At 70.7% G+C, this 12,528-nt stretch carries 12 protein-coding genes; 10 read left to right on the top strand and 2 right to left on the bottom strand.

Annotated elements, in window-relative coordinates; all coding sequences use genetic code 11:
- Nucleotides 1-115: 115 nt before the first annotated feature.
- From E1218_RS21290 to E1218_RS21275, 4 genes are read left to right on the top strand one after another with little or no spacing between them, the layout of a single operon-like run.
- Nucleotides 116-1,069 (top strand): glycosyltransferase family 2 protein, encoded by a 954-nt coding sequence (locus E1218_RS21290; protein WP_132322824.1) that lies wholly within the window; start codon nt 116-118, stop codon nt 1,067-1,069.
- The gene (locus E1218_RS21285) at nt 1,066-2,319 is read left to right on the top strand and encodes a polysaccharide pyruvyl transferase family protein (RefSeq protein ID WP_132322822.1); all 1,254 of its coding nucleotides are present in this window, start codon (nt 1,066-1,068) and stop codon (nt 2,317-2,319) included. The genes E1218_RS21290 and E1218_RS21285 overlap by 4 nt, the downstream gene beginning before the upstream one ends.
- An 8-nt stretch (nt 2,320-2,327) precedes the next feature.
- A complete protein-coding gene (locus tag E1218_RS21280; RefSeq protein ID WP_132322820.1) occupies nt 2,328-2,876 on the top strand; it encodes a dTDP-4-dehydrorhamnose 3,5-epimerase family protein in 549 nt (182 codons plus the stop codon).
- A complete protein-coding gene (locus E1218_RS21275; RefSeq protein ID WP_132322818.1) occupies nt 2,873-4,189 on the top strand; it encodes a glutamate-1-semialdehyde 2,1-aminomutase in 1,317 nt (438 codons plus the stop codon). Before E1218_RS21280 ends, E1218_RS21275 begins: the two co-directional genes overlap by 4 nt.
- Before the next feature lie 92 nt (nt 4,190-4,281).
- On the opposite strand, the gene E1218_RS21270 is transcribed toward E1218_RS21275, so the two are convergent.
- Entirely contained in the window at nt 4,282-4,968 is a 687-nt protein-coding gene (locus E1218_RS21270; protein WP_132322816.1) for a phosphatase PAP2 family protein, read from the bottom strand.
- A 242-nt stretch (nt 4,969-5,210) separates the two neighbouring features.
- On the opposite strand from E1218_RS21270, the gene E1218_RS21265 reads away from it, so the two are divergent.
- The 6 genes from E1218_RS21265 to E1218_RS21240 are packed head-to-tail and all read left to right on the top strand — an operon-like array spanning nt 5,211 to nt 10,941.
- A complete protein-coding gene (locus E1218_RS21265; protein ID WP_132322814.1) occupies nt 5,211-6,701 on the top strand; it encodes a sugar transferase in 1,491 nt (496 codons plus the stop codon).
- Nucleotides 6,701-7,639, top strand: a complete 939-nt coding sequence (locus tag E1218_RS21260; protein WP_132322812.1) for a GDP-L-fucose synthase family protein — start codon at nt 6,701-6,703, stop codon at nt 7,637-7,639. The genes E1218_RS21265 and E1218_RS21260 overlap by 1 nt, the downstream gene beginning before the upstream one ends.
- Entirely contained in the window at nt 7,636-8,619 is a 984-nt protein-coding gene (gmd, locus tag E1218_RS21255) for a GDP-mannose 4,6-dehydratase (RefSeq protein WP_233712361.1), read from the top strand. Before E1218_RS21260 ends, gmd begins: the two co-directional genes overlap by 4 nt.
- A 1-nt stretch (nt 8,620) precedes the next feature.
- Complete coding sequence (locus E1218_RS21250) at nt 8,621-9,391, top strand: WecB/TagA/CpsF family glycosyltransferase (RefSeq protein WP_132322810.1); 771 nt, start codon at nt 8,621-8,623, stop codon at nt 9,389-9,391.
- 10 nt (nt 9,392-9,401) lie between these two features.
- Nucleotides 9,402-10,709, top strand: coding sequence for an MATE family efflux transporter (locus E1218_RS21245; protein ID WP_132322808.1), 1,308 nt, complete (start codon nt 9,402-9,404; stop codon nt 10,707-10,709).
- Entirely contained in the window at nt 10,699-10,941 is a 243-nt protein-coding gene (locus E1218_RS21240) for a hypothetical protein (RefSeq protein ID WP_233712360.1), read from the top strand. Before E1218_RS21245 ends, E1218_RS21240 begins: the two co-directional genes overlap by 11 nt.
- 68 nt (nt 10,942-11,009) lie before the next feature.
- Here the strand turns inward: E1218_RS21240 and E1218_RS21235 are convergent, their stop codons facing one another.
- Nucleotides 11,010-12,506, bottom strand: a complete 1,497-nt coding sequence (locus E1218_RS21235) for a fibronectin type III domain-containing protein (protein ID WP_165949361.1) — start codon at nt 12,504-12,506, stop codon at nt 11,010-11,012.
- Between the last annotated feature and the right edge of the window lie 22 nt (nt 12,507-12,528).

Below are 12,528 nucleotides of genomic sequence, written 5' to 3'. Positions count from 1 at the left end.
GCGCGATCGTCTGGTGGTGCAGTTTCGGGGTGGGGATCCGCGAGCGGCGGCTGGAGACAGAACCGCAACCGGTCGAGACGGCGGACCGGGAGGAGATGCCAGAAATGAGGAGCACATGAACGAGGTACCCAGGCTGAGTATCGGTCTGCCGGTCTACAACGGCGAGAAGTACCTGGCCGAGTCCCTGGACGCCCTGCTCGGACAGAGCTACGGCGACTTCGAGCTGATCATCTCGGACAACGCCTCCACCGACGGCACCGAGGAGATCTGCCGCGACTACCTGGCCCGGGACCCGCGGATCAGCTACTTCCGGCAGCCGGTCAACATCGGCGCGACACCGAACCACAACTGGACCTTCGAGCACTCCCACGGCGAGTTGTTCAAGTGGGCGTCGTACGACGACCTGTACGGCCGCGACCTGTTGCGGCGGTGCATCGAGGCGCTCGACCACGACCCGGCACTCGTGCTGGCGCACGCCCACCAGGCGATCATCGACGGGAACGGCGACATCGTCCTGAAGGTCGACTACCCGCTGGCCACCGACGACCCGCGGGCACCCGAGCGGTTCAGGAGTTTGCTGTTCGGCGTCGGCGGTGACGACTTCTACGGCGTGATGCGTTCGGACATCCTGCGCCGTACGCCGTTGAACGGGAGCTACCACCACTCCGACCGCACGATCATGGCCGAGCTGGCCCTGTACGGACGGTTCCACCAGGTGCCCGAGCTGCTGTTCTTCCGCCGGGACCACCCGGACCGGGCCGAGCGGGCCAAGCCGACCATCCGGTCGCGGTCGGCGAACATGGAGCCGCGCCGGGCGAGCCGGCTGCGGCACCCGACCGTCCGGCTGCTGGCGGAGTACATCGGCGGCTTCGTCGGCGGGATCCGCCGGGCGCCGTTGTCGTCGTCGGACCGGCGCAAGTGCTACGGCCACCTGGCCCACTGGCTGGCCGATCGGGCCATGCCCGGTTCGTCTTCGCGCCGGATCGAGGACAACGCATCGCCCAGCGCCCCGACCGCGATCCCGGACAGCGCCGCGGTCGCCGGTCGGCGGGGGGTCTCCCAGGAATGAGCACAGCGGGGACGAGCAGGCCGCCACGCATCGCCATCTTCGGCCTGCTGGGATCGGGCAACCTGGGCAACCACGGGTCGCTCGACGCGATGCTGCGGTTCCTCCGGGCCAGCCATCCGGACGCCGAGATCAGTTGTGTGTGCTCCGGCCCTGAGGAGATCGAACGGCAGTACGGCATCCCGTCGACGGCGATGACCTGGTACCAGGCACACGGTCCGGGCCGGTCACGGCTGACGACCGTGGTCCGCAAGATGTTCGGCAAGGCGGCGGACCTGTTCCGGATGCCGCGGCTGCTCCGCCGGTACGACGTCGTGATCGTGCCCGGCATGGGAGCGCTGGAGACGACCCTGGAGCTCAACCCGTGGGGCTGGCCGTACGCACTGTTCCTGATGTGCGTCTCGGGCCGGCTGTCGGGTGCCAGGATCGCCCTCGTCAGCGTCGGTGCGAACGTGGCCCGCGAGCGGTCGATCCGGTGGCTGTACACCGGTGCCGCGCGGCTGGCGACGTACCGCTCCTTCCGCGACGACTACTCCCGCGACTCGATGCGGGTGATGGGACTCGACGTCAGTCAGGACGAGGTCTATCCGGACCTCGCCTTCGCCCTGCCCGCCCCGGTGCCGCCGGAGCCGTCGCTGCGGCGGCGCAAGACCATGGCGCTCGGGCTGATGGAGTACCACGGCACCAATGCCGACCGGGGGCGATCGGCGGAGATCTACGCCGAGTACGAGGCCAAGATCGTCGAGTTCGCCCGGTGGCTGGTCGACGACGGCTACCGGGTCCGGCTCGTCACCGGTGATCCGGCCGACGAGGTCGTGGTGGCCGCCGTGGTGGACGACCTGCGCCGGACCCGCCCCGAGCTGGTCGATTCGCGGCTGGTCCGGGAGCCCGCGGAGTCGCTCGGCGAGCTGATGAGCCAGCTGGCCGAGGCCGATCTGGTCGTTGCCTCGCGCTACCACAACGTGCAGGCCGCGCTGCGGCTGTCGAAGCCGACCATCTCGGTCAGCTACGCGAACAAGAACGACATCCTGATGGAGGAGATGCGGCTGGCGGCGTTCCGCCAGTCGATCCGCACCCTCAGCGTGCCGCGGCTGATCGAACAGTTCCGGGCCCTGGAGGCGCGGGCGAGCCGGCTCGAACCCGCCATGCGCGCGAAGAACGCCGAGAACGGCGTACTGCTCGGGCGGCAGTACGCCGTCCTGTCGAGGACCCTGCTCGCGGCCGGTCCGAAGGTCCGCGCGAGCAGGCACTAGGAGGATCGATGGACGTCATCCAGGTACCGAGGATCGCTGGCGCGCTGATGTTCCTGCCGACGCCGCACGTGGACGAGCGCGGCTTCTTCTGCCGTACGTTCGACCGCGACGTGGTGGCGTCGGCCGGGCTGGACCCGGACGCGTTCGTCCAGGACAGCATCTCCCGCTCGCGCAAGGGCGTCGTCCGCGGCATGCACGTCCGCGCGGGCGCCGGCGAGGCGAAACTGGTGCGCTGCTCGTACGGCGAGGTCCTCGACGTCGTCGTCGACCTGCGCACGGACTCGCCGACGTACCGCAACGTCGAGTACTTCGAGCTGACCGGGGACAACCAGGTCAGCGTGTACGTCCCGGCCGGGTGCGCGCACGGGTTCCAGGCGCTCACCGACCCGGCCGACGTCTCGTACCGGATCGACCGGGCGCACGACCCGAGCGAGGACGTGTCGATCGCGTTCGACGACCCCGGCCTGGCGATCGCGTGGCCGCTGCCGGTCACACTGATGTCCGCCCGGGACAAGGCCGCACCGTCCCTCGCCGACGCCACCAGGAGGCTGTCATGACCAAGGCATTCAGCAAGTCGGTGGCGGCGAACGCCCGGCTGCACGAGCTCGTCCCGGGTGGCGCACACACCTACGCCAAGGGCGAGGACCAGTACCCGGAGAACATGGCGCCGGTGATCTCGCACGGTCTCGGCGCGCACGTCTGGGACGTCGACGGCAACGAGTACGTCGAGTACGGCTCCGGCCTGCGCGCGGTCAGTCTCGGGCACGCCCACCCGCGCGTCCTGGAGGCGGTCCGGCGGGAGCTCGGCCGCGGCAGCAACTTCGTCCGGCCGAGCATCCTCGAGCTCGAGGCGGCCGAGCGGTTCCTCGCCTCGGTGCCGACCGCGGAGATGGTGAAGTTCACCAAGAACGGGTCGGACGCGACCACGGCCGCGGTCAAGCTGGCGCGTGCGGTCACCGGCCGGCCCCTGGTCGCGCTCTGTGCCGACCACGCGTTCTTCTCCGTCGACGACTGGTTCATCGCCCGGACGCCGATGTCGGCCGGCATCCCGGACGAGATCGGCGGTCTCACGGTGGCCTTCCCGTACGGCGACCTGGCCGCGACCGAGGAACTCCTGATCCGCCACGAGGGCCAGATCGCCTGCCTGATCCTGGAGGCCGCGACCCAGCACGACCCGCCCGCGGGATACCTGGAGGCACTCCGCGACCTGGCACACCGGTACGGCGCGCTGCTGATCTTCGACGAGATGATCACCGGCTTCCGCTTCTCCGAGGCCGGCGCCCAGGGGGTGTACGGCGTCACCCCGGACCTGTCGACGTTCGGCAAGGCACTCGGCAACGGCTTCGCGGTGTCGGCGCTGGCGGGCCGGCGCGAGTTCATGGAACGCGGCGGCCTGCGCGACGACCACGAGCGGGTCTTCCTGCTGTCCACCACCCACGGCGCCGAGACGCACGCGCTCGCCGCGGCCATCGCGGTGATGGACGTCTACCGCGAGGAGGGCATCGCCGAGCGGCTGCACGAGCGCGGCGAGACGCTGGCGGCCGGAGTACGCGAAGTGGCCGCCGCGGCCGGGGTCGAGGACCACGTCGTCGTCCGCGGCCGGGCCAGCAACCTGGTCTTCGCGACGCTCGACCAGGACCTGCGGCCGTCCCAGGAGTACCGGACGCTGTTCCTCCGCGAGCTCGTACTCGGTGGGGTGATCGGACCGTCGTTCGTGGTGAGCGCCGCGCTCACCGACGACGACATCGCCCACACCGTCGACACCGTCGCGGAGGCGTGCGTGGTATATCGCAAGGCCCTCGACGCCGGGGACCCGAAGGGGTGGATGGGCGGACGGCCGGTCAAGCCGGTGTTCCGCCGCTACGCGTAACCGACACCGACGACGTCTCTGGGAACGCCTGCCGATGAGCCGGAGCCGAAGCGGCTGACAGCCGGCACGAACGATGGGGGACTGCCCACGGGTCAGCGACCTGGCGCACGTGCCGGCAGCCGTCGTCCGATCGCACCGACCACCGCCGCGGTCGCCGGGACGACGACGAGGGCGAGGCCGAATCCGCCGACCGTGTCGGTGGCGTAGTGCGCGTCCAGGATGATCTGCGCCCACGAGGTCAGACCGGCCGCGGCCAGGGTGACTGCGAGCACGACCGCCGTTCCCGCGATCGGTCCCAGGTCCAGCAGGTCGGCCAGGAGGAACGCGACGATCAGGGCCGCCGCGGTCAGGGCGGCGGTGTGGCCGCTGGGGTAGGACAGGAAGCCTGCGTGGATGCGCCGGCCGACGACCGGCTTCAGTGCGGTGGCGAGCACGGTCACCGCCACCATGCCGACCACGGCCGTCGCGGCCAGCGCCCGGCGACCCGCGCGCCAGCAGATCAGCGTGACGGCGATCAGGAGGAGTGCCCGGCCGATCGGCTCGCCGAGCCAGTCGATGCCACGGATGAGGTCCCAACTGCCGGCCGGAGCCTTCTCCAGGACAGTCGTCCGGATCCGCGTGTCCAGCCGGCTCGGGCCGGTGTCCCCGCCGAAGACCACCGCCGGTACGGCGAGCGCCGGCAGGCCGAGCACCCCCAGCCCGGCGGCCGGCCGCCGGATCGCCGGAACCAGCGCCGGGCGCGCAGGCATGCGGGGCCGCCCGGTGTCGTCCTGTGTCATCCCCCCACCCCCGACGGCAATTCTAGTCAAGGGTCGCCGAGTCGCCGTCGCTGACGGCCCCCGCGCGTAGTACTCTGCGATGTCGCTCCGCCAACAGGTGGGTGAATTCTGGGGATTCCGAGCAAGCAATTGTGCCGTCACCTTGGGTCGCGATCTCCGTTTGACAGTACTAAGGGCAAGCTGCGAGTTGCGGCGGGCACATACCGTGACCCGCTGACAGCAGCGCGAGACGAGAGGCCGGAGTGAGCGGAGCTGAGGCACCTGACGCGGTCGACGGCCGCAGGCCGCTCTGGGTCGTGCCGCACGAAGTGCCCGCGATCGTCCCGCTCCCGTCGCGGTCGACAGAGCCGCACTGGGTGGGTGTCTACCGCTGGGCCGCCGTCGGCGGTGACCTGCTGGCCGCGATGCTCGGTGTCTCGATCGCCCTGCTGACCCGGTTCGGCTACCACGTCGGCAGCGGCTACCTGATCGTCAGCAGCATCCTCCCGCTCGCCTGGGTGGGCGCGGTCGCCCTGTCGAAGGGGTACGACCCGCGCTACTTCGGCGCCGGCCCGGACGAATTCCGTTCGCTGCTGCGGTCCGGTGTCGGGCTCACGGCCGCGGTCGCGATGGCGTCGTACCTGACCAGAACCGAGATCGCCCGCGGCTTCGTCGTCCTGGCGATCCCGGTCATGGTGGGTTCCGCGCTCGTACTGCGGTACGCACTGCGCAAGGACCTGCACCGGCACCGGGTCCGAGGTCGCTGCATGCATCGGGTTCTCGTGGTCGGGCGCAGCGGTCCGGCCGCGACCTTGTGTGAGCACCTCGAGAGCCGGCCGACCGACGGGTTCCGGGTGGTTGCGACCTGCCGGCCGCGCGGCGACGGACACTCGACCGGGCCGCTGCAGCCGGAGGAGCTGGACGAGCCGGACATCCTGGCCGCCGCCGACCGGCACGCCGTCGAGGTGGTCGCGATCGCGACCGATCCGGAGCTGGCCGGGCACTCCCTGCGCCGGCTGTCCTGGGCACTGGAGCAGCGCGGGATCGAGCTGATCGTGTCCCCGGGCATCATCGAGGTCGCCGGCCCGCGAATCTCCGTCCGCCCGGTCGCAGGCCTGTCCCTGCTGCACCTGGAGCGGCCGTCGGTCAGCGGCGGGCCGCACCTGATGAAGGCCGTCTTCGACCGGGTGCTCGCGCTCGGCCTGATCACCCTGCTGTCGCCGCTGCTGCTCGGCCTCGCGATCGCGGTCCGGCTGTCGAGCCCGGGTCCGGTGCTGTTCCGCCAGCAGCGGGTCGGCCGCGCGGGCGTCGAGTTCACCATGCTGAAGTTCCGCAGCATGTACGCCGACGCCGAGCAGCGGCTCGGTGACCTGTACGCGCTGAGCGACGGGAACGGCGTCATCTTCAAGATGCGCGACGACCCGCGGATGACGCCGCTCGGGCGCTGGATCCGCCGGTTCTCGCTGGACGAGCTGCCGCAGCTGTTCAACGTGCTGCGCGGCGACATGTCCCTGGTCGGCCCGCGTCCGCCGCTGTCCGAGGAGGTCGCGCTGTACGCCGCCGACGACTCCCGCCGGATGCTGGTCAAGCCCGGCATCACCGGCCTGTGGCAGGTGAGCGGCCGCAGCGACCTGTCCTGGGACGAGTCGGTCCGGCTCGACCTGCGGTACGTCGACAACTGGTCGATGACGCTCGACCTGCTGATTCTCTGGAAGACCGTGCGCGCGGTGATCTACGGCGCAGGAGCGTACTGATGGACCTTCATGCACCTGTCTACGTGGCCGGCCATCGTGGCCTGGCCGGTTCGGCGATCTGGCGCCGGCTGGAGGCGGCCGGCTACCAGCACCTGATCGGTGCGTCGTCGTCGGAGCTGGATTTGCGGGACCGGGCGGCGACGTTCGCGTTCCTGCGCGAGCACCGGCCGGCCGTGGTGATCGACGCGGCCGCCCGGGTCGGCGGCATCCTGGCGAACCGGGACCACCCGACCGAGTTCCTCAGCGACAACCTGCGCATCCAGGTCAACCTGATGGACGCCGCGCTCGAGGTCCGCACCCCGCGGCTGCTGTTCCTCGGGTCGTCGTGCATCTACCCGAAGTACGCCGAGCAGCCGATCCGCGAGTCCAGCCTGCTGACCGGGGAGCTCGAGCCGACCAACGACGCGTACGCGATCGCCAAGATCGCCGGCATCATGCAGGTCCAGGCGGTCCGGCGGCAGTACGGCCTGCGCTGGATCTCGGCGATGCCGACCAACCTGTACGGGCCGAACGACAACTTCGACCCGACCAGCTCGCACGTGCTGCCGGCGCTGATCCGGCGCTTCGACGAGGCCCACCGTGACGGCGCGCCCGAGGTCGTGCTGTGGGGCAGCGGTACGCCGCGGCGCGAGTTCCTGCACGTGGACGACCTGGCCGACGCGTGCCTGCACCTGCTCGAGCACTACGACGAGCCGGAGCCGGTCAACGTCGGTGTCGGCGAGGACGTGACGATCCGCGAGCTGGCCGAGCTGGTCGCCCGCGTGGTCGGCTACTCCGGAGCCATCAGCAACGACCTGTCCAAGCCGGACGGCACGCCGCGCAAGCTGCTCGACGTCAGCCGGCTGAACGCGCTGGGCTGGAAGCCGGCCATCGCACTCGAAGACGGCGTGGCCGCCACCTACGCCTGGTACCAGTCGCACCGGGAGCAGGCATCGTGAAGAAGGCGTTCGTCACCGGGATCACCGGTCAGGACGGGTCGTACCTGGCCGAGCTGCTGCTGGCCAAGGGCTACGAGGTGCACGGCCTGATCCGGCGCGCGTCGACGTTCAACACGCGCCGGATCGACCACCTGTACGAGGGCCCGCAGGCCGAGGACAAGCGGCTGTTCCTCCACTACGGCGACCTCACCGACGGGTCCCGGCTGGTCACGCTGCTGGCGTCCATCCAGCCGGCCGAGGTGTACCACCTGGCCGCGCAGAGCCACGTCCGGGTCTCCTTCGACGAGCCGGAGTACACCGGTGACACCACCGGGATGGGGACGACCCGGCTGCTCGAGGCGATCCGGATGATCGGGCTGGACTGCCGCTTCTACCAGGCGTCGTCGTCGGAGATGTTCGGGGCGACCCCACCGCCGCAGAACGAGGAGACCCCGTTCTACCCGCGGTCGCCGTACGGCGCGGCCAAGCTCTACGGCTACTGGATGACCCGGAACTACCGCGAGGCGTACGACATGTTCGCGGTCAACGGCATCCTGTTCAACCACGAGAGCCCGCGCCGCGGCGAGACCTTCGTGACCCGGAAGATCAGCCGCGCGGTCGCCCGGATCAAGCTCGGCCTGGACCAGCGGCTGTACCTGGGCAACCTGAACGCCTGCCGGGACTGGGGCTACGCACCGGAGTACGTCGAGGCGATGTGGCGCATGCTGCAGCACGACACCCCGGCCGACTACGTGGTCGCGACCGGGACGTCGTACTCGGTCAAGGACTTCGTCACGCTCGCGTTCGACCACGTCGGCCTGGACTGGGAGCAGTACGTCGACCACGACGCGCGGTACGAACGTCCGACCGAGGTGGACTCGCTGATCGGCGATGCCGCCAAGGCCAACTCCGAGCTCGGCTGGAAGGCGCAGGTGCACGTGCCCGAGCTGGTCCGGATCATGGTCGACGCGGACCTGGCCGCGCTGACCCAAGAGGACTGACATGCAGACGGTGACCAGTGGTCCGGACCGGGTCGACGTACTCGGCGTGCACGTGAGTGCGACGAACCTGGACGAGACGGTCGAGACGTTCGGGCGCTGGATCGACCGCGGCGAACGGCACCTGGTCTGCGTCTCGGACATGAACTCGCTGCTGCACGCCAGCACCGACGAGCACTTGAACCAGGTGTTCAACACCTCCGGTCTCACCGTGCCGGACGGCATGCCGCTGGTGTGGGCAGGCCGGAAGGCCGGCTTCGAGCGGATGGGCCGGGTGGCCGGGCCGGATCTGCTCGAGCGGGTGATGGCCGAGGCGGCCGAGCACGGCTGGACGCAGTACTTCTACGGTGGCGCCGAGGGAGTCGCGGCGGAGTTGCGGGATACCTTCCAGGAGCGCCACCCGGCGCTGAAGGTCGTCGGCGTGCACTGCCCGCCGTACCGGCCGCTGACCGATGCCGAGGACGCCGCGGTGGTCGCGGACATGAACGCCTCCAGGGCCGACATCATCTGGGTCGGTCTCGGCGCGCCGAAGCAGGAGCGCTGGATGGCCGAGCACCGGGACCGGCTGGACGCCGCGATCCTGATCGGTGTCGGCGCCGCCTTCGACTTCCACACCGGCCGGCTGGACCGGGCGCCGCAATGGATGCAGAAGTCCGGGCTGGAGTGGAGCTACCGGCTCTACAAGGAGCCCCGCCGGTTGTGGAAGCGGTACGTGCTGGGCATTCCGCGCTTCGGCCTGGGCATCCTGCGCAACCCGCCGAAGCCGGTCTCCTAGAGTTGCCGTCGTGAAGTTCCCCCGGCGGCCGAAGCTCCGGCGGCTCGCCGGACCGGCCGGCCGGGCGAGCTGGGGGCTGGCCGACCAGGCGCTGTCCAGCCTGAGCAACCTCGCCGTCGGCGTGGTCGTCGCCCGCTCGAGCACGGTCGCCGACTTCGGTGTCTACGCGCTGGCCTTCGGCGGGTACACGATCGCCCTGAACGTCTCCCGCGCCGTCGCCACCGAGCCGCTGGCCGTCCGGTACTCCGGCCACCGCGGTCCGGACTGGCAACGTGCCGTGCGCGCGAGTACGGCAACCGCGTTGCTGATGGGGTTCGCCGGGCTCCTCGTCGGCCTGGCGATCGCGGCGTTCCCCGGAGTGCCGGCCAAGGGTGTGCTGATCGCGTTCGCCGTGACGATGCCGGGGTTGCTGCTGCAGGACGCGTGGCGCTGGGCGTTCTTCGTGGTCGGCGAGGGCCGTCGGGCGTTCGTCAACGACCTGATCTGGCTGCTCGCGATGCTCGCGATCTTCGGCGGGCTCTACCTCACGGGTGCGGCGTCCGCGTTCACGTTGACGCTCGGCTGGGGACTCGGTGCGGTGGTTGCCGCCGTGGCCGGCCGGTTCCAGGCCGGGGTGTCGCCGCGACGGCAGTTGGTCCGCGAATGGGTGCGGACGCACTGGGATCTCACGCCGAAGTACATGGGGGAGATGCTCGCGGTGTCCGGCACCATCCAGGTCTACATGCTCGGCATCACCGCGGCCGCGGGTCTCGCGGCGACCGCGGGCATCCGCGGTGCGCAGGTCCTGCTCGGCCCGGTGAACGTGCTCAACCAGGGCATCCGGATGATCTCGGTGCCAGAGGCCGCGCGGGCGCTGCGGCACTCCTACCGCCGGCTGTGGCTGGTCGGCCTGGCGATCTCACTGGGTGTCGGCGCGGGCGCCCTGGCCTGGGGAGCGGTATTCCTGCTGCTGCCTGAGGTCGTCGGCGAGCAACTCCTCGGCCCCGGCGTCTGGGCAGAGGCCGGCACGGTGATGGTCCCGGTGATCCTGCTGCAGGCCCTTGGTGCGTCGAACGCCGGCGCGTTCGCGATCATGCGCGCCCTGGCGGCCGCCACCCGGGGACTCCGGGTCCGGCTGATCTCGTCGGTCGTCCTGGTCACCTGCGGCGTTGGTGGCGCCTACCTGAGCGGCGCCCGCGGCGCGGCCTGGGGTCTGGCCGGCGCCTCCTTCTGCACCCTCTTGCTCTGGTGGCACGAAGCCTGGCGGGCCATCACCGCTCACCGGCGTACCGCTGGTGACCCGACCCGGAGGGGCCGAGGTGCGACCGATGAGTCCTGATCGGGCAGCAGGCGAGTTCGTCACCGACCCGTTCGAGTACGACGGCGGCCGCCAGGTCACGGTGTACGTTCCACCAGCTCCGCCGGAGGTGGCCGTGTTCGCCGGTGACGGTCACCTGCCGACCCGCTCCCGCGCGCTGGTCTCGTCGCCGGCACGGAGGAGCCGTGGTTCCTCGAGAACGCGACCCGGTGGGCGGACGCGCTGCGCGACGCCGCTGCGGACGTCGTGCTGACCGAGCGGCCCGGGAACACGGTGGCCCGTTCTGGCGGGCCGAGTTCGGGCTGATGGTCGCTTGGGCGTTCAGCGGACGGTGATGGTCGAGTAGCCGCCGCGGACCGCGTGGTTGCCGTCGAATACCTCGATGCGGTACATCTGCGAGGTTCCTGACGGGGCCGAGGGGTCGGTCAGGGTGACGTTGGGCCGGCTCCAGAAGGTGGAGTCGGCCGTGGTCGTGGCGACAACGGTGTTGGCGGCGCCGCGGAGCAGTCGATAGGTCAGCGTGATGTCGTCGTTGTCCAGGGACGCCTGGACGGTGGCCTTCACCTGGCCGGCCGTCGTACTGGACAGCGTCGGCAGCGCCGGGCCGAGTGGTTTGGCGCCCGGGCCCAGGTTGGTGAACCGTGTCAGGCCCTGCTGACCGGCACCGTTGACCTTGGTGAAATCACCGCCGACCCACAGGTCCGTCCCGCCCGTTGCCGACACGAGCGGCCCGACCACGGTCGGCGGGCCCGCGTTCGTGTTCGGGAACCAGGGGCCGAGCGAGCCGGTGGCCGGGTTCTGCAGCAACAGGAAGTGCGCGCCGGTGCCGTCCTGGAATGCACCCGGGCAGCTGTGCGCGTGCGACCCCTTGAACAGCCAGCCGTTGACGTAGGTGACCGCCTCGGTCGCGCCCAGGCAGTTGTTCTTCCAGACCAGGTTGCCGGTGGCGACGTCCGCCGCCCAGGTCCCGTCGAAGCAGCCGCGGCCGTCCCCGGCGTTGGCGAAGTACACCCGGTTGCCGGCGGTCTCGATGTCCTTGACCCGGGACGTGCACCCGGACGACGGCAGCGGAACGGCGGACGCCGCGGCGAACGGCAACAGCGCGCCGGTGGAGTCGTCGACGCTGGCAACCGCCCAGCGGCTGACGCCGCCGATCTTCGCGAACGTCCCACCGAGGTAGACCCTGGAGTTGTCGTCGGCCGCGTCGATCGCGTACACGTCCGCGTCGGCGTTCGGGTTCCACGGCAGCAGACCGCCGGTGACCGTGCTGATCGCCGCCGCGCGGTTCCGGGCGACGCCGTTCACGAGCCCGAACGAGCCGCCGAAGTACAGGCTGGTCCCGCCGACCGCCAGTGTCTTCACCCGGTACGAGACGCTCGGCCTGATGGTGGTCACCAGCGCGCCGGTGGCGGTGCCGAAGGCCGCGATCCGGTTCCGCACCTGGCCGTCGACGCGGGTGAAGTCACCGCCGACGTACACCCGGGAGCCGTCCGGCGAGGCCACGATCGACCAGACCACGCCGTTCAGCGTGTGGTTGAAGGTGGTGTCGAGAGCGCCGGTGCTCTGGTCGAACGCGGCCAGATAGGTCCGGACCGTCTGACCGGTCCCCGGAGCCGCGCCCGGCGGACGGACCCTGGTGAACCGGCCACCGACGTACGCCTTGCCGTTGGCAACGGCCAGGCCGAGCACGCTCGCATCGGTCTGCCACGCGGAGTTCGCGACCGCGGTCAGCGAGGCGCCGGTGCTCGTCGCGATCGGCGCCGGCACGACGCCGAGCGCCAGTGCGGCCACCGCCAGAAAAGCCACAACTCGGTTCATGTTCCCCCCTTGGAAGCAATCT

Origin of the sequence: Kribbella turkmenica (assembly GCF_004348725.1) — a bacterium.
Taxonomy (GTDB): Bacteria; Actinomycetota; Actinomycetes; order Propionibacteriales; family Kribbellaceae; genus Kribbella; species Kribbella turkmenica.
The sequence above is the reverse complement of the archived record's forward strand: the minus strand, read 5'-3'. Positions and strand labels throughout refer to the sequence as shown.

What these genes read in the sequence shown, in the direction of transcription:
- E1218_RS21290 (WP_132322824.1), top strand. Translation starts at nt 116, where the DNA reads ATGAACGAGGTACCCAGGCTGAGTATCGGTCTGCCGGTCTACAACGGC.
- E1218_RS21285 (WP_132322822.1), top strand. Translation starts at nt 1,066, where the DNA reads ATGAGCACAGCGGGGACGAGCAGGCCGCCACGCATCGCCATCTTCGGC.
- E1218_RS21280 (WP_132322820.1), top strand. Translation starts at nt 2,328, where the DNA reads ATGGACGTCATCCAGGTACCGAGGATCGCTGGCGCGCTGATGTTCCTG.
- E1218_RS21275 (WP_132322818.1), top strand. Translation starts at nt 2,873, where the DNA reads ATGACCAAGGCATTCAGCAAGTCGGTGGCGGCGAACGCCCGGCTGCAC.
- E1218_RS21270 (WP_132322816.1), bottom strand. Translation starts at nt 4,968, where the DNA reads ATGACACAGGACGACACCGGGCGGCCCCGCATGCCTGCGCGCCCGGCG.
- E1218_RS21260 (WP_132322812.1), top strand. Translation starts at nt 6,701, where the DNA reads ATGGACCTTCATGCACCTGTCTACGTGGCCGGCCATCGTGGCCTGGCC.
- E1218_RS21250 (WP_132322810.1), top strand. Translation starts at nt 8,621, where the DNA reads ATGCAGACGGTGACCAGTGGTCCGGACCGGGTCGACGTACTCGGCGTG.
- E1218_RS21240 (WP_233712360.1), top strand. Translation starts at nt 10,699, where the DNA reads ATGAGTCCTGATCGGGCAGCAGGCGAGTTCGTCACCGACCCGTTCGAG.
- E1218_RS21235 (WP_165949361.1), bottom strand. Translation starts at nt 12,506, where the DNA reads ATGAACCGAGTTGTGGCTTTTCTGGCGGTGGCCGCACTGGCGCTCGGC.